Source organism: Sphingobacterium sp. BS-2, from assembly GCF_046161205.1.
GTDB classification, from domain to species: Bacteria; Bacteroidota; Bacteroidia; order Sphingobacteriales; family Sphingobacteriaceae; genus Sphingobacterium; species Sphingobacterium mizutaii.
Genome location: NZ_JBIXGO010000019.1, coordinates 471,179 through 495,820, shown reverse-complemented (window position 1 = coordinate 495,820; position 24,642 = coordinate 471,179). Strand labels below are relative to the sequence as shown.

Below are 24,642 nucleotides of genomic sequence, written 5' to 3'. Positions count from 1 at the left end.
TCCAATATAATTGCTGTCAAACCCGTATGAAAAGATTTATTTCATTATTTGTATTTAGTGTTTTTTTGATGACCACGGTCATTGGACAAACCCTTCCTTATTTAAAAGATCCTACTTTCAAACCAGGCGAAATATTAAAATATAAGCTTCGCTATGGTTTTATTTCGGCAGCTACTGGAACACTTTCCGTACAGGAATCCAAATATAGCTTTGGGGTAAACGATGCGATCCATCTGTCTGCCTTTGGGCAAACCTCTGGAGCCTTTTCCAAGTTTTACACGGTAAAGAACCAATATGATTCCTATATAGATCAGTCGAATTTCCTTCCAATTCTCTATACCGAGAATATTAGGGAGAACAATTACCGCAGGGTGGAATATGCGACTTTTGATCATAAGACCAAGAAGGTAAAAGGCAAAAAAGGAACTTTCACCAGTCCGACACAACAGACTTTTGATTTGGTATCCGCTTATTATTTTTCCAGGAATCTTGATTTCTCAGGCTTAAAGTCAGGTGATAAATTCAAGATCACATACTTTTTGAATGATGAGGTTGCACAACTTGGTGTGGAGTATATTGGGGTTGAAAAAGTAAAGTCAGTACTGGGTGAACTGGAGTGTATAAAGCTTAGTCCAGAAATATCTCCAGGAAGAATCTTTAAAAAGAGCAGTCGTTTGTATCTTTGGGTTACCAATGATGGCAATCGTATACCTGTGAAGGCTCAAGTGGAAATCTTGATTGGATCAGTGACTATGGATTTAGTGAGTGCTGATGGTCTAAAATATCCATTGGGCAAGAGGGTAAGTTATTCAAAATAAAATGATAGAAGTAGGAAATGTCCTTGTTCATGAGGATATCATCAACAATGACTTTGTGTGTAATCTCAGTAAGTGTAAAGGGGTATGTTGCATTGAAGGCGATGCAGGTGCTCCATTGACGGAAGCTGAGACCAAGATATTAGCGGAGATTTATCCGAAAGTAAAACCCTACCTCACCGAGGCTGGGATAAAAGCCATTGAGGAGCAGGGTACCTCAGTGGTCGATGCAGATGGCGATCTTACGACTACTTGTGTGGGAGGTAATAAGGAATGTGCCTATGTAACTTGGGAGAACGGAATTACCAAATGTGGTATTGAAAAAGCCTATGAAATGGGAGATGTACAATGGAAAAAACCCATCTCTTGCCACCTCTACCCTATCCGTGCTACCCATTATCCTGAGTTTGATGTATTGCATTATGACCGTTGGTATATCTGTAAAGATGCCTGTAGCTTTGGGCAAGAACTGAAAATCCCAGTTTATAAGTTCTTAAAAGACCCTTTGATCCGTGAATACGGTGAAGAATGGTACCAACAGCTTGAAAATACCTTAGCTTCTAAAGCATAATTTTAGTATTTTTATTGCGATTCAGTTTGATCTGAAGGTCTTATACCCACTACATGTTAACATTAGACGAAATACAACTTCCTATAAAAGAACACCTCAAACGCTTTGAAAAGACCTTCAAGGCTTCTATGCAGAGTTCCGCCCCGTTATTAGATCGTATTACACGTTATATTATTAAGCAAAAGGGAAAACAGATGCGACCAATGTTTGTTTTCTTTTCAGCTGGATTGACCGGAGGTATCACAGAATCTACCTATCATGGCGCTTCGTTGGTTGAATTACTTCATACAGCCTCCTTGGTACATGACGATGTAGTGGACAATTCCAATGAAAGACGAGGTTTTTTCTCGATCAATGCCTTATGGAAAAACAAGGTTGCTGTATTGGTTGGTGATTTTTTGCTTTCCAAGGGTTTATTGTTATCAGTAAAGCATAAGGAACATGACCTGTTGCGTCTGGCATCGGAAGCTGTTGAGCAAATGAGCGAAGGGGAATTGCTACAGATTGAGAAAGCTAGGCATTTGGATATCGAAGAGGGTATCTATTATGATATTATCCGTAAGAAAACGGCCTCTTTGATCGCTTCATGTTGTGCTATTGGTGCTTCTTCTGCTGGCGCTGATCCGGAAACGATTGAGAAGCTTCGTTTGTTTGGAGAAAAGGTTGGGATCGCTTTTCAAATCAAGGATGACCTGTTTGATTTTGGTCTGGATGATGTTGGAAAGCCAGTTGGAAATGACATCAAGGAAAAGAAAATGACCCTACCATTGATCCATGCCTTATCTATCGTTGATAAAGCGCAGAAAAGGAAGATCATCAACTTGGTGAAGAACCATAATGAAGATTCGCAAAAAGTGGCTGAGGTCATCAATTTCGTTAAGATCAACGGTGGATTAGATTATGCTACGGAGCAAATGTTGAAATATCAACAAGAAGCTTTTGATATTTTGGATACCATCCCGAATGGCGGAGAATATAAATTAGGATTAGAACAATTAGTACGTTACACTACAGAAAGAAAAAAATAGAATATGAGCCACGAAGCACTTTTTATGATCGGATTTATAATATTTATAATCCTGATGCTAGCGATAGATTTAGGTCTATTTTCCAAAAGTGACAAACCAGTATCTTTAAAAGTTGCAGCAATCATGAGTGCCATTTGGGTAACCTTTGCCCTCTTATTTGGCTTGCTCCTTTACTATTGGGGAAATGAACTCCATAATGTTCATGACATGGCTCGACTCAAGGAAGTCATTGCAAACCACTTCCATAACATTACCATTAATGAAAATGACCTAGCGGCCAGTATACATATCTACAATAAGAACTTGACCCTGGAATACTTGACCGGTTATGTGGTGGAGTATGCCCTTTCCGTAGACAATATCTTTGTTATGGTTCTATTGTTCAGCTCATTTGGTATTCCTGAAAAGTATTACCATAAAGTATTGGTATGGGGAATCCTAGGTGCGATTATCATGCGTTGTATCTTTATTTTCGTAGGTGCAGCATTGATCACGAAGTTTGGCTGGATCCTTTATGTATTCGGAGCATTTCTTGTATATACCGGATTTAATATGTACATCAATCGCAATAAAGAAGAAGAGGTTGATCCCGAGAACCACCCTGTGGTAAAATTTGCATCAAAACACTTTAAAGTAACCCATAAACTAGATCAAGGAAGGTTCTTCCATATTGAAAATGGTGAAAAATATATGACACCATTGTTCTTGGTTCTATTGGTTATTGAGTTTACCGATTTGATCTTTGCAGTTGACTCTATTCCTGCGATCTTCTCGGTAACGAAAGACCCTTATATTGTGTTCTTCTCCAATATCTTTGCGATTTTGGGCTTAAGGTCTATGTTCTTCTTATTGGTCAACATTATCCACAAGTTCCATTACCTGAAAGTTGGATTAGCATTCCTATTGATTTTCATCGGTCTGAAAATGTTATTGCACAGTTACTTGAAAGAATGGGGCTTTACTACTTCCCATTCCTTGATCGTCATTATAGGAATTTTAGCACTGAGTATCATCGCATCCCTTGCTTTTCCAAAGAAGCAGGATTTCGATAAAGCATAAAGAATTAAAGAAACGGGCTGGTGGTATCACCAGCCCGTTTCTTTTTGCAATAGGCTAATCTTAATCCTATTGAAATATTTGTGCTAATATTTTTACAAATTCTACCCTTGTTCGCGGCTAATAATTAATAAATTCGTGCACAATTAAAAAAACACACAAATCATATGAATTGGAGTAAATCTATTCTAATTGCAGCTGCGTTCTTTGCTGCTACACAAGTACAAGCTCAAGACAATCTAATAAATGCCCTGAAAGGAAATGCAAGCGACAATAGCAAAGAAGGGTTCAAGTTTACAGAAGTTATCAACTTAGGAAGAACTTCTATCAAGGATCAAGGATCATCAGGTACCTGTTGGTCATATTCAGGAAACTCATTCCTAGAGTCAGAAATGATCCGTATGGGTAAAGATCCTGTTGAGATTTCCCAATTATACACCGCTCGTAACACTTATGTGGAAAAAGCGAAGAACTTTGTTCGCTTACATGGAGAACAAGCCCAGGGCGATGGTGGTCAATTGCATGATGTATTGACGATCTTCAAGAAATATGGTGCTGTACCTTATGATGTTTACACTGGTTTACCAGAAGGACAATCAAGAAACAACTTCAGCGAGATGAGTCCAATCTTGCAATCTATCACCGAGACGGTTGCTAAAAGCAAGAAACCTTCCAAAAACTGGATGAGCGCTTTTACTGGAGCAATGGACTCTTACTTAGGAGAAGTTCCTGAGTCCTTCCAATACAAAGGAAAAACCTATACGCCAAGAACATTTGCTGACCAAGTAATCGGTATCAATCCTGATGATTACGTAGGAATCTCATCATTTGAGGAACATGCCTACTATAAACCATTTGTTCTATTGATTCCAGACAACTGGTCTTTCGAAAGCTTCTACAATGTGAAGATCAATGATCTGACTGATATCATCGACAAAGCTTTAGAAAAAGGATTCACTGTTGCTTGGGCTACGGATGTTTCTGAGAAAACTTTCAGCTGGAAAAATGGTGTTGCTTTTGTTCCAGAGAAACCTATTGAGAAAATGAGCAAAGAAGAGGTCGACCAATTGTTTAATGGTCCTAAAGCAGAACCAACTATCACAGCTGATCAAAGACAAGAAGCTTTTGATAATTACGAAACTACTGATGACCACGGTATGCACATCGTAGGAAAGGTAAAAGACCAAAACGGAAAAGAATACTATATCGTGAAGAACTCATGGGGAGTTTCCAATGATTACCAAGGATACCTATATGCAACGAAAGAATTTGTTCGCTACAAAACAATTTCTTTATTGGTTCACAAGAAAGCATTGGATAAAACCATGCAGAAACAGTTAGGTATTTAATATTAAATAAAATTTGAAAAGTCCCGATAAAAATCGGGACTTTTTCATTTAAATAATTAACTTAGTTTTTACAATTCCACAATATGTAATAAACACTGATTATGAAAAAGTTATTTTTATTGTTATTCATTATTCCATTCATGGCTATTGGCCAAGAGAAAGGAATTTCCTTTGAGCACAACACGACTTGGGCCAAAGTAAAGGAAAAAGCTAAAGCGGAGAACAAACATATATTTGTAGATGCCTTTACGACATGGTGTGGACCATGTAAGTGGATGGCGGCCAATATTTTCCCTCAAGAAAAAGTGGGCACATTCTTCAATGAGAATTTTGTGAACCTGAAAATCCAAATGGATGAAACTCCGGAGGACAATGAAGATGTGAAATCATGGCGTGAAGAGGCAAAACGCTTTGCGAAAAACTATAAAGTTGCGGCTTATCCAACCTTCTTGATTTTCAGTCCGGAGGGCGAATTGGTGCACCGCATCGTGGGTGGTGGTGAAGCTGATCAGTTTATTGCCTTGGCAAAAGAAGGTTTAGATCCAAACACCCAATATGAAACTTTAGTGAAGAAGTTCACCGAAAAACCTAACGATAAGGCTATTGCTATCGCTATGGCTGCAGCAGCAGAAAAAGCTTATGATCGTGACATGACAGCTAAAGCTATCGAGAGTGTTATCAACAATTCTTCAGCAGATGAATTATTGCAAGACGATATATTGAAGTTAATCAGCAAAAATGTTGGTAAACCAGGATCAAAAGCTTTCAATACCCTGCTTGAGAATAAAGAGAAAGTGGATGCTAAGCTAGGTGCTGGAAAAACAGATCAAATCTTATCGGTTTCCATTATTAACTCAGAGATCGCTCCTGTGGTCATGAAATCTGAAGCTGATATCTTCGATAAAACAGTAGCAGAAGTGAGCAAGAAATATCCTAATGTATCATTGACGAACAGCATTGCGAGCTTTAAGCCAAACTTCTATGCTAGGAAACAAAACTGGCCAGCATTTAGGGACGCTGTCCAAGCTTATATCAACATAGATCCTGCAAAGGTAAATGCAGCTCAATTGAACTCATTTGCTTGGGCCATATTTGAAAACTGCGATGATCCATCATGTGTTGAATCGGCCTTGGCATGGAGCAAGAAATCGCTTGAATCGGAAAATGACCCTGCCTTAATGGATACTTATGCAAACTTATTGCACAAAGTTGGCAAAACGAAGGAAGCCATCGAATGGCAAGAGAAAGCTATTGCGGCTGTTGATGAAGGTAGTAAAGCGGAATACCAAGCTACCTTGGAAAAAATGAAGAAAGGCGAACCTACTTGGGCGAAATAGTTTAAACAAAAAATCCAGAGTTAGACCACCTATACGCCTCATTATGAGGTTGAAGAAAATTTAATTTAGGAATAGAAGCTATCTAAAATAGGTAGCTTCTTTTTTTGATATGGATACGTTTTGGTAATTGTAACGAAATTTAGATAGTTAATTTTTCTCTTTGATAAACATTATTTCTAATTTTGTTGCATATCCTATTATGACCAAGATGCTATGAAATTTACACTTAACTTGAAGAATCCGCTATTTTACGTTTTCCCTTTATTATTTATTTATTCCTGCACGGATGATCCCATTGAACCAGAAGAAAAGGAGGATCCAGATAAGTCAATGGTTTATAAGTTTGACCGATTTGAGCTTGTCAATGCCAAATTGTATGTAGGTTCCAAGGACGGGGCCGTAGATAAATCCGAAAGCTTCAATCCGAACAGCTATTTTACGACCTCTTTTGGGAAAGAGAGCAAACTTTCCTATTTCAAATATGATTCACTGATGGTGAAAAGAGATTCATTGACAGAGTTTCCGAATAAATATGAGAGTAATGTCTTTGGATTCAAAGTAGGTGAAAAGGACTCCTTATTCCGATGGAATATTTATGCTGATTTTTGGCAATACTATGGTACTTATCCAAGCACTAAGGAAGAAATCATTTATGAAAGCAATTATAGCCGCTTGATTAAAAAACGAAAAGAAGCTTCTTTCTATCTGGATAACCAGAGTGAGGGACTTGTTTCTGACAAGGATTTCTTTTGGGGAAATACCTATCATTTTCCGAGTAAGGATGATATGACCGAAACCACGGACACCCTAGCTTATGCCAACGTGAAGTATTATTATAAATTGATTAAAAAATAAGGCACAAATACCTAATAAAAAAGAGGCTCGGAATTGTTTCCGAGCCTCTTTCAATTATTTAACTTCTTTATAGCCCTGCTTCATGTTTTGGAACATGAAGGCCCATTTATCAGTCTGTTCAGCAATTACCATGGCAGTAGACTTTCCTGCGCCGTGGCCTGCTTTTGTATCGATCCTGATCAACACCGGATTAGTCCCTTTGTTGTATTCTTGCAATCTAGCTGCAAACTTGAAGGAATGCGCTGGTACTACGCGGTCATCATGATCGGCTGTGGTAACCATGGTCGCTGGATAATCAGTTCCTGCCTTCAAAGCATGATAAGGGGAATATTTCAATAGGTAATTGAACATTTCAGCATTATCGTCTGCAGTACCATAATCAAAAGCCCAACCTGCACCAGCAGTAAATTTATGATAACGCAGCATATCCAAAACGCCTACCGCTGGAAATGCCACCTTGTAAAGTTCTGGTCTTTGTGTCATGCATGCACCCACCAAAAGACCGCCATTGGATCCTCCAGAAATTGCTAGTTTCTCCGAGGAGGTATATTTCTCGCTGATTAAGTATTCTGCAGCCGCAATAAAATCATCAAATACATTCTGTTTTTTAAGCTTCGTCCCTGCAAGGTGCCAATTCTCGCCATATTCACCACCACCGCGAAGGTTAGCGACCGCATAAACTCCGCCTTGTTCCAATAGGATGACATTGCTGACACTGAAGGAAGGTGTTAAAGAGATATTGAAACCTCCATAACCATATAACATGGTTGGGTTGGTTCCGTCCAGTTTAATTCCTTTTTTATAAGTAATGATCATCGGTACTTTGGTCCCATCCTTAGAGGTGTAGAATACTTGTTTGGATTCGTATTTGGTTGGATCAAACTGGACTTCAGGTTTTTTGTAAATTTCTGATTTACCTGAAGCAATCTCGTATTTATAGATCGTGCCTGGATTCACATAATTGGTAAAAGAATAGTACAAGTCTTTTTCTTCTTTCTTTGCACTAAAACCACCTGCTGATCCTACTCCTGGTAATTCAATATCATGTTCAAACTTACCGGTTCTATCGTATTGCTTCACTTGGGATGTTGCATCCTTTAGGTAACTAGCAAAGATTTTACCACCACCAATAGATGGACTTAAGACTTGATCGGTTTCTGCGATCAGGTCTTTCCAAGTATCAGGAGTTGGTTTAGCAATATCCGTTTGCACGATACGACCATTTGGGGCATTTAATTCTGTATAGATCAAGAGACGGTCCCCATCATTATCTAAGACATAATGGTTTTTCTCCATATTGTTAACCATGGTAACAAATGGAGATCCTGCCTTAGAAAGGTCTTTGATGTAAAGTTCATTTCCAGAAGTGGAATTAGCGGCAGTAACCACTAAGAAGCGTTCATCTTCAGTAAGTCCTGCACCGATATACCTTCTTGGGGTTTCCGGGCCACCAAAGACAAGCTCATCTGTGTTTTGAGGCGTATTTAATTTGTGGAAGAATAGCTTATGTTGGTCTGTCATAGCAGATAATGCGGAACCTTCTTTAGGTTTATCATAAGAGCTATAATAGATCCCTTCATTACCTTTCCATGCCATTCCACTGAATTTCACATTCATCAGAGTATCTCCTACAATGGATTTATCCTCTGCATTCAAGATGATGACCTTGGTCCAATCAGAACCTCCTTCAGAAATCTGATAAGAAATCAAAGATCCGTCTTTGCTAAAGGATAAGCCCGCTAAAGAGGTCGTACCATCAGAGGATAGCTTATTGGGATCCAAGAATACTTCTTCTTTACCCTCATCGCCTTTTTTGCGGTATAAAACGCTTTGGTTTTGCAATCCATCATTTTTGAAAAAATAGATATAATCTCCAGAAGTGAATGGGGAAGAGACTTTTTCATAGTCCCAAAGGTGTTCAAGACGTTTTCTGATATTCTCACGGAAAGGGATTTGGTTAAGGTAGTCTTCAGTTACCTCATTTTCTGCTTTAACCCAATTTTTGGTTTCTTGGGAAAGGTCATCTTCCAACCAACGGTATGGATCTTCGACTTCGGTTCCGAAGAAATTATCTTTTTGTTCTATTTTTTGGGTTTTAGGGTAGGGTTTCACGCTAATGTCTGCTTTAGATTCAATTACTTTTTCTTGTTGGCAAGCTGTCAATCCAACAGCTAGGATGCCAATACTTAAATATTTCATCATAATGATCTTACAATTAGTTCAGCACAAAACTAATGAAATAATTTGCATGAAGAAATCCCCAGAAAAACTGCTTTCCGTATTATCACAACAATTTTATAATGCCTAACTATTATATTTTTTCTAATTGATTTAAAATAAATCCCCATAAGAAGCTGAAAGGGTAATTTACGCAAACTCTTGGTTAAAATACGGTTGAAGAAGTAAGAACTACTGGTTTAAATTTGAATTAATAAAACCACTTAACACCAATTAATTTCAATTACTAATTAACACCTAAATTAACCATCCATGAAGACATTTATCATGCTAATGGTTTCGATTCTGGTATCCGTTCAGGTACATGCTCAGCAGATTCGGGGAAAGGTCCTTAATCAAGACAATCAACCCATCGTAGGCGCATCAATCCGGAACCTGAGTACCACAATTGCTACCCAAACAAACCAAGACGGGGAGTTTATTATTGGAGGTCAGTTACAACAGAGGCTTGAGGCCTCTTCGATTGGTTATGAGCGCAAGCAAGTAACCGTAACGCAGAATGACTTGACCATCATCTTAGTAGAAACCTCGAGTACTTTAGAAGAAGCTGTGGTGATCGGTTACCAGACTGTAACCCGAAAAAAAGCAACAGCGGCGATTTCCAGTATTTCTGGAAAGGAATTGGAGAATTTACCAGCAGCAAGTTTTGACATGCTCTTGCAAGGTCGCTTAGCTGGTGTAAACGTCCAGAACTTTTCAGGAGCCCCTGGAGCATCGCCTACCCTATCGGTGAGAGGTACATCCGCGCTTAGCACCCAGTATTCTGGAGATGATTACTATAATGTAATCAGTAGCCCATTGTATGTTATCGACGGAGTTCCACAGCCTACCGAGCAATTCGTAAGCCCTAACACCGGAACTGGAACCAACTACCTGGCCGGATTAAACCCGAACGACATTGAGTCCATCGACGTTTTAAGGGATGCCTCGGCAGCTGCGATCTACGGATCAAGGGCAGCAAATGGTGTTGTGATGATCACCACCAAGAAAGGCCGAAGCGGCGAACCTCGCGTCATCATTACAGGTTATAGCGGTATGACCCAAAGACCTGAATTGCGTGAAGTGACCTTAGGAAGAATTGAAAGGGAACAGAAATTGGACATCATCAGACGCCAAGTGTCTATTAACGACCAAAAGAACCTGCCAAAGTTATTGACCGACTCCTTAAACCCAGCGTTCAATGGTCATACCGATTGGCAAGACCTGTTTTACCAATCTGGAAAAGTAAACAATGCTAACCTATCCTTATCAGGTGGTGGAAACTCAACGACATATCGCTTCAGTGGAGACTACTTCAATGAGGAGGGAATTGTTAAGGCCACTGGCTTCCAACGTTATTCCGGACGCCTGAACCTAGCCACCAAAGCTATCCAAGAAAGGTTGACCATTAACCCGATCGTATCCTATTCTTATAATGCTAGGAATCGAGGAAATGGTAATAGTGTGAGTCCAATAGCATTAGGTGCCGGCAATATGCCGACTTCATTATTGAATCTCTCCCAAAAGAGGGCGGATTTCCTGCTGGGGCAATATGAAGACAACCTGGATGTTAACAGAAACACCAATTTTAACACCAATTTAAATTTAAGTTTGGTCATCTTACCTGGATTGACCTTTACTTCACAATCGGCATACATTGTCAATGAATCGAAACGGGATTATAACCGTCCTAGCATGTTGACCAGTGGTGCAGGAAACTATTCTTATTCTGTAGCTTACGGCGATTCCCAGTTAAGGATTTCAAACATATTAAGCTATAACAAACAATTTAACAAGCACAGCCTAAGCATCCTTCTAGGTCAAGAAGCTGAAAAGAACAAGATCGATATGGTACAAGCATCAGGTAGCCAAGGGGTATCTGACCAGATCCAAGTAGTTAATGGATTCTTGCAGAACAATATTGGAGCTTATTCTGACCTTCAGCGTTATTCACTTCTATCCTATTTGACTCGTGTGTCCTATGATTTTGATAGCAAATATCTATTCTCAGGAGCATTCAGGGCTGATGGTTCTTCAAGATTTGGAGCGAACAATAAATGGGGTTATTTCCCATCTGCATCAGTAGGATGGATTATTTCCGAGGAAGATTTCTTGAAAGACCATGAAGTATTGACCTTGTTAAAACTAAGAGGTAGTTATGGACTTACAGGTGCATTACCAACCAGTAATTACCTTCAATACAACTTATACGATGTTAATGCTGGAGGTTTTGCCGGTAGTAACGGTTCTTCTTCCTACAATGGCCAAGTGGTTGTTATGCCTAACTTTGTAAGTGGTGTTGCGCAGAAAAACCTAAGCTGGCAAAAAAACAGACAATGGAATGCGGGTTTAGATATTGAGTTATTGCGTGGCCGTTTTTCCATGATGATCGACGTGTTCAACAAGGAGAACTACGAAGGTCTATTTGATGTAGAACTTCCATTGACAACTGGATATGATTACGCGAAGACCAACTCCGTTGGTATCCGAAATTCAGGTGTGGATGTTCAATTCTCTGCTGATGTATTATCTAGGGAATCAGCAGTTAAATGGCGTTCAAACTTCAATATCTCTTACGTAAAAAACAGGATCATGAACCTTCCGAATGCAGGCAGGGATTTAGTTATGGGCGGAGATCGATTTGACAAGTCCCATATCCTTTCTGTAGGAAGTCCGATCAATGCTTTCTATCTTTACAATACCCTAGGGGTATTCAGTACGATGGATGATATTCCTGTCAACCCTAATACTGGAGAACGTTATAGAAACTCAAACGGAACATTTAATGCGGGAGATTTCTACTTCCAGGATCTTGATGGTGATTACTTTATTGATATCTTCAATAGCGGTATCAATCCAGATAAAATCCCGATGGGTGACCCGAACTTCAAATGGGTCGGCGGTTGGAACAATGTCTTCTCTTATAAAGATTTCACCTTGACCTTCCAATTCAATTATGGATTTGACAGAGATGTATTGAATTTATTTGAATCGGATCAGTTCTCAAACTCAACGTCTGGCGATCCGTTAAATAATTTTATTTTCTACTCCACTCCTAACCTCAAGAACTTGAACATGTGGAGAAATCCGGGTGACCAAGCAGAATACGCTAAATATGACCTGGGAACCTATCGCTACTATTACACCTCCGCACAATCCTTCTTCTTAGAGAGCGGGTCCTATGTGCGTTGGAAGAACTTTATTGTTTCCTACAACCTGCCATCGAACCTATTGAAGAGCTGGAAGCTATCCAACCTTCGCGTATTTGGTATCATGGACAATGTGTTGATGTGGCAACAGTCTAAGAAACTGCCTGATGCAGAAGCGGTGAATCCTTATGGTGAGTACAATGGAGCTGGGTATCCAATTCCTAGGAAATACACTATTGGTCTAGAACTAACCTTATAAAGCAATCAACATGAAAAGAATAATAAAAAATATAGTACTGTGCAATGTTGCTATTGCGATACTACTCGTTTCTTCCTGTAAGGACTTTCTGACTGAAGAGCCTGTAAACTCGACCTATTCTGAGGCCTTTTGGAAAAGTTCAAGGGACTTGAGCAGCGCTTTGGCCGGCAATTATGCCCTGATGCGTAATGTGATGAACACCGGAAACTGGAATCCAAGTCCAAGCTATTTTATGTATGGGGATGCTGTGGCAAAACAGTATTTCACCATTCAATACACTGGAGATGGATTGGAAGGCATTCAAAACGGGGATTATACCTTTCAATATAATGTGGAATCCTTTGCTGACTGGCGTAGGTTTTTCAAGTCTATCACGATGAGCAATATTATTTTGAATAGGGTGCCTAAAGTTGATGACGCCTTATTGGATGATGTAGCTAATCCCGATAAATTCAAAAACAAGGTTATGGGCGAAGCTCATTTCTTGCGTGCTCTTGCTTATTTCATGATGGTCAGGGTATGGGGAGATGTGCCGTTGGTGACTCAAGAATATGAAGATCCGATTTCAGCCGAGGAATTACCTAGAAGCCCAAAAACGGATGTCATGAAACAGATCGAGGCAGATTGCCTGAAAGCAATCGAGCTCCTAGACTGGAATTATACTTCGCAAAACGACGCGAAAGTAACCGCGAATAAGGGTTCTGCTCAAGCTTTACTGGCCCACTTATACCTTTGGAGAGCAACAACTACCAACGTGACGGTGGACCAACCGATAATGGCTGATATTGACAAAGCGGAAGCTGCTATCAATGCGATCACTGCCAACGGAATGTATAGCCTGACGGATACCGCTAACTATTACAATACGTTTGTAGGTAAATCTAGAGAAGGGATCTTTGAGATCGCCATCAATGATGATCTTCGGGAAGGCAGTAACTTGCATATCGCCAATATGTTCCTAAGAACTTCTCAAATCGCGTATTACGGCACTAACTCTAGATGTTATGTGAACTCAGAATACCTTAGCAACCATTTCTATAAGATGGGGAAAGTTTGGGATTGGTATTGGAACTCCACCATTGGTCAATGGGAATGGAGAGAGGGAGATGTTCGAGTGATCGATGATGGTGATGTTCGATATCGCAAGAACTTCACAGATCTTGATACCGAAAGGCCTACCTGTATCAAATACCATAATGTGAAATACAGAAATGCTGCGCAAAAACAGGATGCCTTTATTAGCAACAACATTATTGTATTCCGTTTAAGCGATATGATGTTGCTTAAAGCTGAAATAGCATTGTATAGAGGCAATACCCGTGCTGCCATCGATATCATCAATTCATTTAGAAAAAGAAATGGCGCTGATCCAACGGCTATGCTTGCGAATACCTTGACCAATGATGAGGTCTTCTATGAATATGCCTTGGAAAGAGGAAAGGAAATGTACCTGGAAGGACATATCATGTTTGACCTGATCCGTACTCGCCAATACAAAAACTTTGTGGGCTGGTTGAGTGAGTCAAGATTTAAACAAGAAGGTTTCTACTGGCCAATTAACCCTGCACTATTTAAGAACAACAACAAACTTGTGCAAACAAGTTACTGGAGAGGTAAATTATAACACTTAACAATTAGAATTTTAGATCATGAAAAATGTATTATATATCTTATTCCTCCTGTTGTTGACTGCATCCTGTTCTAAGGATGATTACAGGAATGATGGCGGAGTAAGTGATCCACATGTGAACAAAACCACTTATGATTTCCTGAAGGAGCATGGAAGTTTCGACTCGCTAGTCCGAATCATTGACCATGCCGGCATTAAGGATATCATCAATTCAAAAGTCACGCTGTTTGTCACTTCTGACTATGGAATCCGCGATTATGTGGCAGCCAAGAAACAAGAGAAAATTGTGGAAGTGGGTGATGAGAACATCAAGTTCAGCATTACTGACATTCCGAAGAATGAGCTTCGCGATTCCATGATGATCTATGTGTATGACGGCGCGATCAATCGGGAAAACCTGACCACCGAAAACAAATATTTCACTTCTAAATTTGGCCCTATTCCGAACGTTAGATTCAACATCAAATTGCGTAGAACAAGGGAATACAGCGATTATGTGGACTATGTTGATTACTTGAACTTTACCAAGGTCATTAAATCATTAGATGCTGATGAACCAGACCGTAATGCTATTCCTGAGAATGAATTGGACAGGTCCTTTGACTGCCAAACATCAGGCATAATCACTACAACTGGGATCGTTCATGTGTTAGACAACAACCATCGGCTATTCTTTAACAGTGGAAAAATGGCTCAATAACCTAAAATTGAAAAAATTATGAAAAAGAAAATCAATTCGATCGTCATTGGTCTAGGGGTTATAACAGCACTGGCAGCCTGTTCGAAGATTGAGAATGGATTCCAGAGTGATAATATCCGTTATAAATCAAATATCATACAGGCTAAACGTGGGATGTCCCTGACCATGTCTGACCGCATTAACGCGGACGGATCTACCCCACCCTATAAATTCGAACTGCTGAACCTTCGGGATGCTGAAACAGGTGCTGCAGCTCCGAAAGAGTTTTTCACAGATTACGAAATGTTGGTGTTTAAGCAAGGAATGGTATTCAATGCGGAAACCGACACTACCGTAGAGCTGTTAAACCAGAAAAGGGAGAACGTGAAAAAACCTCCCATGGAATTCAACGAGATCAGTGGCCAACTGATCTTTAATAGGGCATCGGCAAACCTTCCATTAGGACGATATGCCTTTGATGTCAATTTCACCAATCAACGCGGCACCAAGCTTTTCGAAAACTTGGCAACCATTGAGATTGTGGACCCTTCCATTGAAGATATGTTTGAGGTAACTTATCAAGCAGCGACTGGCTCCAGTGCATCTGAAGTTTTTACCACCATAACTGCTCCTAAGGTGACCAGTAAGAAGGTTTCAAACGAAGGTGCTAGGGTAATCTTAAAAATTGTGGATAAAACCGGAAAGCCATTCAATCCTAAAGCTGGTGAAATCGTAAAAAGAGGTGACCGCCCAATGTTTGAATCCCACGTGAAATTCAATCCGGTGATCACAACGGATACCGCATTGATCTGTGATTTTGAGGTGGCACCATTTCCATTGACAAAGCTGATCGATAAGAATGGAACCGATTGGAGTTACCTGAATTATTACCGTATCCCGATGAAGTTTGCATCCATCGATGGCCTGCCAAACAACAACGTAAACCCCGTATTCGGTTTTAGGGTGTTGATGGAAGGTACTTACATCGTGGAAGTAAAACTACCTAGCGTAACGAGAGTTTCAGTGATTAAATAGTTAATAATATCAGTTTGGACAGCAAGGAAATCGCAGTACTTGTTGTTCAAACTTTTTTCATTTCTCTTCCATCCTTCCTATTCCCTTCATTATATTGGTTTTAATTCCACTAAACCAAATATTACCCTGTCTTGATAATCCGTAATTATTATGCTAGTTTTGACCTGAATGAGCCCAGGCAGTAAAATATATTTTGCATCAGATTTTCACTTAGGTTCCTATCCTATGGATCAATCCAAGGTTAGGGAACAGCATATTATTTCTTGGCTGGACTTCATTAAGCGCGATGCTGCTGAGCTCTATCTGGTCGGTGATATCTTTGATTTTTGGTTCGAATACAGCACCGTAGTCCCTAAAGGCTATATCCGTTTCTTGGGCAAACTGGCCGAATTAGCCGATCTAGGGATTAAAATCACCCTATTTAAGGGTAACCACGATATGTGGATGTTCGGATACCTGAAAGAGGAACTGAATGCAGAGATTATCTCCAATGAGAAAGTCATTAACCTCAATGGGAAATCAATCTATATCCATCACGGAGACGGATTGGGTCCCGGAGATGCCAAATACAAATTCCTTAAAAAGGTTTTTCGAAGCCCTCTTTGCCAATGGCTATTTGCCAGATTGCACCCCAACCTGGGAATTGGGATTGCACAACGCTGGTCCAAGCACAGCCGTATTTCAAATAATGCCGAAGAACGCTTTCTTGGTGAGGAGAATGAATGGCTGGTCGTTTATGCCAAAGAAATCCTTGAGCAACAGCATTACGACTATTTCATCTTTGGACATCGACATCTACCCTATGACATTCAATTAAAGAACAGTAGCCGAATCATCAATCTCGGCGAGTGGATCAATTACCACACTTATGCTGTTTGGGACGGGCAAGAAATTAAACTTGAAAAATGGAATTCAGAGAAATAGCAAACTCGATCTACCCAATGAATGATGAGCAGTTTTCCTTATTGGAAGAAATCTGCGAACTGGTTGAAGTCCCCAAAAACACGACAGTCATCTATGCGGACAAAACCAGTCCCTTTCTCTATTTCCAGAAAGATGGCATCTGCAGAATATATTACCATAAAATTGAAAAGGAAATCATCCTTGGATTCACCTTCCCCGGTGAAGTCTTGATGTCCTTGAACAGCTATATTCACCAGCAACCCGGCTATGAGACCATCCAAACCTTGGAAAAATCTCAATTATATCGTCTTTCTATACAAAAACTCCAAGAGCTTTACCAAAGCCATACCTCCATCAGCAATTGGGGTCGCCGCTTAGCCGAGCTTGAAGCCTTAAAGATTGAAGAAAGACTGATGCTAAGGCTTTTCAGATCCTCTTATGAGAGTTATGAAGAGCTGTTGAAAAAGGCACCCAATATTACCAACCGCATCAAACTAGGCTATATCGCCTCCTATCTAGGTATTTCCCAAGTTACATTGAGCCGTATACGCGGCATAAAAAGGTAAAATTTTTAACAATTGTAAAAAGAATTGGCTAAATTAAACTAGACCTTTGCGCCATTAAAAATTTACAGCAATGAATTGGATAATATTAATAATTGGTGGTTTATTTGAAGTCGCTTTCACCTATTGTATTGGCCGCGCCAAAGACGCAACTGGAGCCGAAATGTACCTTTGGTACTTAGGTTTCCTGATCAGTGTGACCATCAGTATGGGATTGTTGATCAAAGCTACCCAAACCCTTCCTCTAGGAACAGCATATGCCGTATGGTCTGGAATCGGTGCCGTAGGTACTGTTTTAATGGGTATATTCTTCTTTAAAGAGCCTACAGATTTCTGGCGCATCTTCTTTATTATCACTTTAATCGGGTCAATTGTTGGACTAAAAGCAGTTTCTTCGCATTAGTATCTTTAAAAGCGCATAAAAATCTTTATTTTTGTCGATTAATTACCGTGTATGGTATTCAAAAGCCCTGCGGTAAAGCAAGATGTAATTTATGTTAGAGAAACTACAAGCCATAAAAGAGCGCTGGGAAGAAGTTGAAAGAGAGTTAAGCAATCCCGATACGATCAGCGACATGAAGCGCTTTGCAAAGTTGAACAAGGAATACAAAGACTTGGGCAAAATTGTTGAGCAATACCATATTTATAAAAATATGGTCAGCAATATCGACACCAACAAAGATATCCTAGCCAACGAGAAAGATCAGGAACTGAGAGAGATGGCCAAAGAGGAACTGGATATCTTATATACGGAAAAAGAGGAAAAAGAAGAGGAAATCCGCTTAATGTTGATCCCTAAGGATCCGGAAGATGCTAAGAACGCCATCATCGAGATCCGTGGCGGTACAGGCGGTGACGAAGCAGCCTTATTTGCCGGCGATTTATACCGTATGTACACTCGTTTCTTTGAAACCAAAGGTTGGAGAAACGAAGTAATGGACGTAACGGAAGGAACTTCAGGCGGTTATAAAGAGGTAATCTTGAAAGTAATCGGCGAAGATGTATACGGACAATTGAAATATGAATCAGGAGTTCACCGCGTACAGCGTGTTCCAGATACAGAAACCCAGGGTCGTGTCCACACTTCTGCAGCTTCAGTTGCCGTATTACCAGAGGCAGAAGAAGTTGACGTGGAGTTGAACCCAGGCGATATCGAAATGCAGACCTCTAGATCAGGTGGTGCTGGTGGACAGAACGTGAACAAGGTAGAAACCAAAGTTCAGTTGACCCACAAACCATCGGGTATCGTAGTTGTTTGTCAGGTAGAACGTTCGCAGTTAGCAAACCGTGAATTGGCGATGGAGATGCTTCGTAACAAACTTTATGAGCTAGAAGTACAGAAGAAACACGGTGATATTGCTGCAAAACGTAAAACCATGGTTTCCACTGGTGACCGTTCGGCAAAAATCCGTACTTATAACTATCCACAAGGTCGTGTAACAGAGCACCGCATCGGATTGACGATGTACAACCTTCCGGCAATTATGGATGGTGATATTCAAGACATTATAGATGCATTGCAGTTTGCTGAGAATGCAGAAAAGATGAAAGAAGGCGCCGTAGAGTAAGATTTTTCAAAAATATATTAGCAGATATAGAAATAAACACTATATTTGCACACCTTCTGAAAAGAAGGAAAAAGGTCTGGTAGTTCAGCTGGTTAGAATACATGCCTGTCACGCATGGGGTCGCGGGTTCGAGTCCCGTCCAGACCGCTAGCAAAAAGAGAAGCGAAGCTTCAACAAGTTCTTTTTTTTAATTTTAAAGATTTTAGGTCTGGTAGTTCAGCTGGTTAGAATACATGCCTGTCACGCATGGGGTCGCGGGTTCGAGTCCCGTCCAGACCGCTAAAATTAAAATGAAGCTCGTCTTCTATTTGTTCTTTTTAAGTTTATTTTTTTGGTCTGGTAGTTCAGCTGGTTAGAATACATGCCTGTCACGCATGGGGTCGCGGGTTCGAGTCCCGTCCAGACCGCCAAAAAAATCAAAAGGTATCATGTCTCCATGATACCTTTTTTATTTCCTGCCTATCCCTGCATTTAACCTCCATGTAATTCATACTGCAAAGCTCCTGAAGGACAGCGATCGATCTGCTTGATCAACTCTTGGGTACTTGCATGTTCAGGCTTAACCCAGGGACGATCCCCCGGATCATACACCCGGGGCAATGTGTTTATACATACCGCCGAATGAATGCATTTCTTAGGCCGCCACAACACCGTTATCTCTCCATTAGGATGTTTATAGCGAATAATCTTTTCTTCCATGGTCTCCTTTCTCCTATTTTAACTATTAACAAGCAGTAATTCCTTTTGTTTATGAAAAACTTCCTCCAAGACCTTGTCCAAGAATTCCTCCCTGATGCAAACAGGATAAAACATTGCGTTGATCGATTGGATTGAAACTTATTGAAATATTTGTTTATTTTTAATCTAAATTATAACCTTAATCTTATGGAAAATCCACAAACTCCGATTGAAAGTGGCGGAAACAATACCATCAATGATGGTAAAAACATTGCCATAATTGCTTATTTAACAATCATTGGTCTTATAATTGCCTTTGTATTGAACAATGAAAAACGGAATGACTTTGCAACATACCATATCCGTCAATCGTTGGGTATATTTTTGACACTATTCGTTTCCGGTATATTGAGCTATATTCCATTTATAGGATGGATTATTTCAGTTGCTGCGTTTTTTTTAATGATTATCCTTTGGATCATCGGGATCATCAATGCAGCCAATGGCAACAAGAAACCGGTACCTTTGTTGGGTGAATATTACAACAATCTATTTGCGGGGATTTAAACCCTATGAACCAAATAAATGAAAGACACCCCCAATTGGAAGGTGTCTTTTATATTTTCATTCGTTCAAATTTTTAAAAATTGTCAATAGATTATAAATAGGATTGATATTCCATAAAAATTCTCTTACGTTTGGAAACGAAATCACAAATAACAAAAATTTTAACAATTCTTGGGTTACTATTTGAAAATTAGGGTATTAATAAGTGAGTAAAATAAGACAAATATTACCAAAGACCCGTGAGGACAAGGAACTACTGGAAGGTTTGCGAAAAGGGGACAATACAGTAATTTCCGACATCTATCAACTCTGCTATCCTTCCGTATCCCATCTTATTACTGGCAACAAAGGTACTGAGGATGAAGCCAAGGATATATTTCAAGAAGCGGTCATGGTATTGTACGATAAAGTTACTCATGAGAATTTCGAGCTCAGCAGTAAGTTAAGTACGTTCCTGTATGCAGTATGTAGGCGATTGTGGTTGAAGCAATTGAACAAAAGGAGCAACAGCATGGGTACTTCTGACACCGAGGGATTGGAGATAGCCGATGTTGAAAGCGACATACAAAGCCATATCGAGAAAGAAAATGACTTCTCAAAAATGGACAGCGCAATGAGTCAACTAGGAGAACCTTGCCAAACGATCTTAAAGGATTTCTACATCAGGAATAAATCGATGAATGAAATCTGCGAAAAGTTCGGCTACACCAATACGGACAACGCTAAAACTCAGAAATATAAATGTTTACAACGATTGAAGAAGCTTTTCTTTGATCAAAAATCTGATTAGTAAAAGTTGAAATGAGACAGCAAGAATTTTTAGAATTGGCAGACCGCTACATCAATGGGCAAATGGATCCTCAAGAAAAGGCTTCCTTTGAACAGTTGTGCGATCAAGACCAAGATTTGAATGCGCTATTCCTATCGCATGCTGAATTCGTGCAAACCATGAAGCGCCATGAAGCTCGTGCTGAGTTTAAAAATCAATTAGAAAAAACCGTTCAGGCACAGCCTTCTGAGGCCATTGTGGTCCGACTGTGGAAGAAACTTAAGATCAATGCCGTGGCAGCAGCCGCTGTAGCCGTTCTTTCTTCTTTAGCGACGCTATATTCCACTGGATATTTTTCTACACTGCGTAGGGCCAATTCTGATTATAGTGCCCTTAAAAGAGAGATAAATAGCGTTAAACGCAATGTCAATGCGCACCACAATGCCATTAGGAATATCAACAAGGAAACCAATGCCCCTCAAGATGCTCTTCAATTTGGTGCAACAGGCTTTATGCTGACCAAGGATGGCTACGTCGTGACCAACTTCCACGTAGTGAGTGGAGCAGATTCCATCCATCTACAAAACAATAAGGGCGATTCTTTTAAAGCGACAATTATCCATATTGATTCGGAGAAAGACCTGGCGATCCTTCATATTTCAGATTCCAGCTTTATTGCACAATCTGCAAATATCCCTTATACATTCAGAAGACAGAACACCGATCTTGGTGAAGGCATCTACACCATCGGTTATCCAAGAGATGAAGCTGTATATGGCGAAGGTTACTTGAGTTCCTCAACAGGTTACAGTGGGGATACCACAGCCTACCAAATTTCTATTCCAGTAAACCCTGGTAACAGTGGAGGTCCTGTACTTGATAAAAACGGAAATATCATCGGTATTATTTCCGGTAAACAAAAAGGTCTAGATGGCGCAGCTTTCGCGATCAAAACCAAAGCGCTCATCGAAACATTGAACCGCATTCCAGAAGAATCCTTAAAAGGAAATATCGTTCTGAACAATAAAAATAGCCTATCAAATTTACCTCGTACCGAGCAGATCAAAAAGTTGCAAGACTTTATCTACATGGTCAAGGTCTATTAAAAATAAATTGGACTTTTGTATTAAACAAGGTGTTACATTCATGTAGCACCTTGTCTGTTTTTACACCCCAACATCCTCACAAAACTATATCCCTTTGATTTTAAATATCTTATTCATTATATTTAATAAAAAAACAAAGTGAATATGCGGACCTTTTGGACCTATTTTTTCATCTTTCTAGCATTGGCAATCTTTATACAGGTTTTTCAATTCTTTTCATCACACAGCGCTTTTGAACTCGATTATGAGGCCATCCTAAAGCAACTAGCCCTAGTGACCTTAATCGCTCTGATCACTTCGTATATCGTACCTAGAAAAAAGAAAAATCCATTTAAAGAAAAAGCCAACTAGTATTAGTTGGCCCTATTCTTTTACCTATCCAAATAATCTGGATGGGATTACTTGTTTGGTTGTGGAGTTGTTCTCAAATATGGTTTGATCTCTTTATAACCTTTCGGGAACTTCGCTGGAATATCCTCAGTCTTAATAGCAGGCACAACGATTACATCCTCGCCATCTTTCCAATCAGCTGGTGTTGCCACTTGATAATCCGCAGTAAGCTGCAAAGAATCAATCACACGCAAAATTTCATCAAAATTTCTACCGGTTGAAGCTGGATAAGTCAGAGTCAGTTTAACTTTCTTGTCTGGCCCAATAACAAATACCGAACGTACTGTTGCTGTTGCAGAGGCATTCGGATGGATCATGTCGTACAATTGAGCTACATGCCTGTCCTCATCGGCAATAATTGGGAAATTCACTTCGGTATTCTGGGTTTCATTGATATCCTTAACCCAACCATTATGGTCCTCAACAGAATCCACGCTCAAGGCCAAAACCTTAACATTACGCTTGTCAAATTCGGATTTCAATTTTGCTGTACGACCTAGTTCTGTAGTACATACAGGGGTATAGTCTGAAGGGTGAGAATATAGAACAGCCCATTTGCCGTCAATATAGTCATAGAAATTTATATCACCCTCGGTGGTTTTTGCTTGAAAGTTTGGTGCGTCATCACCTAATCTTAAACTCATATCTAATAATGTTTATAATGAACGAAATTGTTTACTCTATCAATATAGTAGATTTTATTGTAAATCGCAATACAGGCTTTTCATTTCAGCCTTTTCTTACAATCATTTTACTTTTATGGATCGCAACTAGATAACACTCAAGGCACAACAAAGGTTTATCACAAAAAAATATATTTGATTCTCCCCCGGATTATTTTATATTTTATTATGCTTGCATAATAAAATATAATTATATTTGAGATAACCTTATAAGCAAAGAGATGAATTTCGAACTATCAGAAGAACATAAAATGATCCGCGAAGCTGCCAGAGAATTTGCTCAGGAGCTTAAACCTGGAGTTATTGAACGGGATGAGCAGGCAAAATTCCCAACTGAGTTTGTCAAAAAAATGGGCGAGCTGGGTTTTATGGGCATCATGACGCCAGAACAATATGGCGGCGCCGGAATGGATACCCTGGCTTATGTATTAGCCCTGGAAGAGATCGCTAAGATTGATGCCTCAGCAGCGGTTATTATGTCGGCCCACAACTCATTGGTCCTGTTTGGACTGAACGAGTTCGGGACCGAAGAACAAAAACAGAAATACCTCAAACCTTTGGCTTCCGGAAAAAAATTAGGCGCATTTGCCCTCTCTGAACCTGAAGCAGGCTCTGATGCTTCTTCCCAACATACCATGGCGGAGGATAAAGGTGATCATTATCTATTGAACGGAACAAAAAACTGGATTACCAATGGTGGTAATGCGGATATCTATATTGTCATTGCACAAACCCACCCAGAATTGGGACATCGCGGCATCAATGCACTGATCGTTGAAAAAGGAACCCCTGGTTTTACCATTGGACCGAAAGAAAACAAATTAGGGATCCGCAGTTCTGACACCCATTCCTTAATGTTCTCCGATGCCAAAGTACCGAAAGAGAACCGCATCGGTGAGGATGGATTTGGATTCAAGTTTGCCATGAAAACCTTGGATGGTGGTAGGATCGGTATTGCTGCCCAAGCTTTAGGCATTGCGGCTGGAGCTTATGATCTTGCATTGGCCTATTCCAAGGAAAGAAAAACCTTTGGCAAACCTATTTCAGACCATCAAGCTATACAATTCAAATTGGCCGATATGGAAGTTGATATCGAAGCAGCTAGATTACTGACCTATAAAGCTGCCTGGACCAAGGACCAAGGCTTACCTTACGGAAAGATTGCTGCCATGGCGAAGTTGAACACCTCAGAAGTGGCGATGAAGCATACCGTGGAAGCTGTACAGGTCCATGGTGGCTATGGATACGTCAAAGAGTACCATGTAGAGCGCCTGATGCGCGATGCAAAAATTACGCAGATCTATGAAGGAACTTCCGAAATACAGCGTTTGGTGATCGCAAGAGAAGTATTGAGATAAGAAACTGGTATAATTATTAATAAATCAAAGTGTAACTAAGAAAAGAAAGCCAGGCAAATTGCCTGGCTTCTTTTATA

At 40.0% G+C, this 24,642-nt stretch carries 22 protein-coding genes and 3 tRNA genes; 22 read left to right on the top strand and 3 right to left on the bottom strand.

Translation table 11 applies throughout. The features are described from left to right. Positions 1-26: 26 nt before the first annotated feature. The 7 genes from ACK2WI_RS14045 (at position 27) to ACK2WI_RS14015 (ending at position 7,011) form a co-directional block, all read left to right on the top strand. Positions 27-818, top strand: a complete 792-nt coding sequence (locus ACK2WI_RS14045; protein WP_093100662.1) for a DUF3108 domain-containing protein — start codon at positions 27-29, stop codon at positions 816-818. A 1-nt stretch (position 819) separates the two neighbouring features. Further along, entirely contained in the window at positions 820-1,386 is a 567-nt protein-coding gene (locus ACK2WI_RS14040; RefSeq protein ID WP_185211363.1) for a DUF3109 family protein, read from the top strand. Positions 1,387-1,439: 53 nt separating this feature from the next. Beyond that, positions 1,440-2,414, top strand: coding sequence for a polyprenyl synthetase family protein (locus ACK2WI_RS14035; RefSeq protein ID WP_312697342.1), 975 nt, complete (start codon positions 1,440-1,442; stop codon positions 2,412-2,414). 3 nt (positions 2,415-2,417) lie between these two features. After that, the gene (locus tag ACK2WI_RS14030; RefSeq protein WP_093100666.1) at positions 2,418-3,473 is read left to right on the top strand and encodes a TerC family protein; all 1,056 of its coding nucleotides are present in this window, start codon (positions 2,418-2,420) and stop codon (positions 3,471-3,473) included. A gap of 164 nt (positions 3,474-3,637) precedes the next feature. Further along, on the top strand, positions 3,638-4,819 hold the full coding sequence (locus ACK2WI_RS14025; RefSeq protein ID WP_093100668.1) for an aminopeptidase C: 1,182 nt from the start codon (positions 3,638-3,640) through the stop codon (positions 4,817-4,819). A 101-nt stretch (positions 4,820-4,920) separates the two neighbouring features. After that, positions 4,921-6,156: a thioredoxin fold domain-containing protein gene (locus ACK2WI_RS14020; RefSeq protein WP_409151407.1), complete on the top strand. Its 1,236-nt coding sequence runs from the start codon at positions 4,921-4,923 to the stop codon at positions 6,154-6,156. A 213-nt stretch (positions 6,157-6,369) separates the two neighbouring features. Next, a complete protein-coding gene (locus ACK2WI_RS14015) occupies positions 6,370-7,011 on the top strand; it encodes a hypothetical protein (protein WP_409151406.1) in 642 nt (213 codons plus the stop codon). 54 nt (positions 7,012-7,065) lie between these two features. Here the strand turns inward: ACK2WI_RS14015 and ACK2WI_RS14010 are convergent, their stop codons facing one another. Further along, a complete protein-coding gene (locus tag ACK2WI_RS14010) occupies positions 7,066-9,213 on the bottom strand; it encodes a prolyl oligopeptidase family serine peptidase (protein WP_409151405.1) in 2,148 nt (715 codons plus the stop codon). Between the two features lie 288 nt (positions 9,214-9,501). Here ACK2WI_RS14010 and ACK2WI_RS14005 point away from each other — a divergent pair, with 288 nt between their 5' ends. From ACK2WI_RS14005 to ACK2WI_RS13955, 11 genes are all read left to right on the top strand, one after another. After that, positions 9,502-12,636, top strand: coding sequence for a SusC/RagA family TonB-linked outer membrane protein (locus ACK2WI_RS14005; RefSeq protein WP_093100672.1), 3,135 nt, complete (start codon positions 9,502-9,504; stop codon positions 12,634-12,636). Positions 12,637-12,646: 10 nt separating this feature from the next. Next, on the top strand, positions 12,647-14,260 hold the full coding sequence (locus tag ACK2WI_RS14000; RefSeq protein ID WP_093100674.1) for a RagB/SusD family nutrient uptake outer membrane protein: 1,614 nt from the start codon (positions 12,647-12,649) through the stop codon (positions 14,258-14,260). Positions 14,261-14,285: 25 nt separating this feature from the next. Beyond that, positions 14,286-14,966 (top strand): hypothetical protein, encoded by a 681-nt coding sequence (locus tag ACK2WI_RS13995; RefSeq protein ID WP_409151404.1) that lies wholly within the window; start codon positions 14,286-14,288, stop codon positions 14,964-14,966. An 18-nt stretch (positions 14,967-14,984) separates the two neighbouring features. Further along, positions 14,985-15,980: a DUF5007 domain-containing protein gene (locus ACK2WI_RS13990; RefSeq protein WP_093100677.1), complete on the top strand. Its 996-nt coding sequence runs from the start codon at positions 14,985-14,987 to the stop codon at positions 15,978-15,980. A 168-nt stretch (positions 15,981-16,148) separates the two neighbouring features. Then, positions 16,149-16,904, top strand: coding sequence for a UDP-2,3-diacylglucosamine diphosphatase (locus tag ACK2WI_RS13985; RefSeq protein ID WP_312697338.1), 756 nt, complete (start codon positions 16,149-16,151; stop codon positions 16,902-16,904). Continuing rightward, the gene (locus ACK2WI_RS13980) at positions 16,886-17,449 is read left to right on the top strand and encodes a Crp/Fnr family transcriptional regulator (protein ID WP_093100680.1); all 564 of its coding nucleotides are present in this window, start codon (positions 16,886-16,888) and stop codon (positions 17,447-17,449) included. The genes ACK2WI_RS13985 and ACK2WI_RS13980 overlap by 19 nt, the downstream gene beginning before the upstream one ends. A 70-nt stretch (positions 17,450-17,519) precedes the next feature. After that, a complete protein-coding gene (locus tag ACK2WI_RS13975) occupies positions 17,520-17,849 on the top strand; it encodes a multidrug efflux SMR transporter (protein ID WP_312697336.1) in 330 nt (109 codons plus the stop codon). 91 nt (positions 17,850-17,940) lie between these two features. Then, complete coding sequence (prfA, locus tag ACK2WI_RS13970) at positions 17,941-19,014, top strand: peptide chain release factor 1 (protein ID WP_093100683.1); 1,074 nt, start codon at positions 17,941-17,943, stop codon at positions 19,012-19,014. Between the two features lie 73 nt (positions 19,015-19,087). Then, positions 19,088-19,161 (top strand) — tRNA-Asp (locus ACK2WI_RS13965). A 58-nt stretch (positions 19,162-19,219) separates the two neighbouring features. Beyond that, positions 19,220-19,293 (top strand) — tRNA-Asp (locus ACK2WI_RS13960). Between the two features lie 54 nt (positions 19,294-19,347). Then, positions 19,348-19,424, top strand: a tRNA-Asp gene (locus ACK2WI_RS13955). Between the two features lie 61 nt (positions 19,425-19,485). Here the strand turns inward: ACK2WI_RS13955 and ACK2WI_RS13950 are convergent. Beyond that, a complete protein-coding gene (locus tag ACK2WI_RS13950; protein WP_093101640.1) occupies positions 19,486-19,713 on the bottom strand; it encodes a (4Fe-4S)-binding protein in 228 nt (75 codons plus the stop codon). Between the two features lie 186 nt (positions 19,714-19,899). Between ACK2WI_RS13950 and ACK2WI_RS13945 the strand changes: the two genes are divergently transcribed. The 3 genes from ACK2WI_RS13945 (at position 19,900) to ACK2WI_RS13935 (ending at position 22,134) form a co-directional block, all read left to right on the top strand. After that, a complete protein-coding gene (locus ACK2WI_RS13945; protein WP_093101642.1) occupies positions 19,900-20,259 on the top strand; it encodes a DUF4870 domain-containing protein in 360 nt (119 codons plus the stop codon). Between the two features lie 205 nt (positions 20,260-20,464). Continuing rightward, positions 20,465-21,049 (top strand): RNA polymerase sigma factor, encoded by a 585-nt coding sequence (locus ACK2WI_RS13940; protein ID WP_409151403.1) that lies wholly within the window; start codon positions 20,465-20,467, stop codon positions 21,047-21,049. An 11-nt stretch (positions 21,050-21,060) separates the two neighbouring features. Continuing rightward, on the top strand, positions 21,061-22,134 hold the full coding sequence (locus ACK2WI_RS13935) for a S1C family serine protease (RefSeq protein ID WP_093101645.1): 1,074 nt from the start codon (positions 21,061-21,063) through the stop codon (positions 22,132-22,134). A 398-nt stretch (positions 22,135-22,532) separates the two neighbouring features. Here ACK2WI_RS13935 and ACK2WI_RS13930 read toward each other — a convergent pair whose 3' ends face one another. Continuing rightward, positions 22,533-23,168 carry a peroxiredoxin gene (locus ACK2WI_RS13930; protein WP_093101648.1) on the bottom strand — a complete coding sequence of 212 codons (636 nt, stop codon included), beginning with the start codon at positions 23,166-23,168 and terminating at the stop codon, positions 22,533-22,535. A 260-nt stretch (positions 23,169-23,428) separates the two neighbouring features. Between ACK2WI_RS13930 and ACK2WI_RS13925 the strand changes: the two genes are divergently transcribed. Next, complete coding sequence (locus ACK2WI_RS13925; RefSeq protein ID WP_409151402.1) at positions 23,429-24,565, top strand: acyl-CoA dehydrogenase; 1,137 nt, start codon at positions 23,429-23,431, stop codon at positions 24,563-24,565. Positions 24,566-24,642 lie beyond the last annotated feature (77 nt).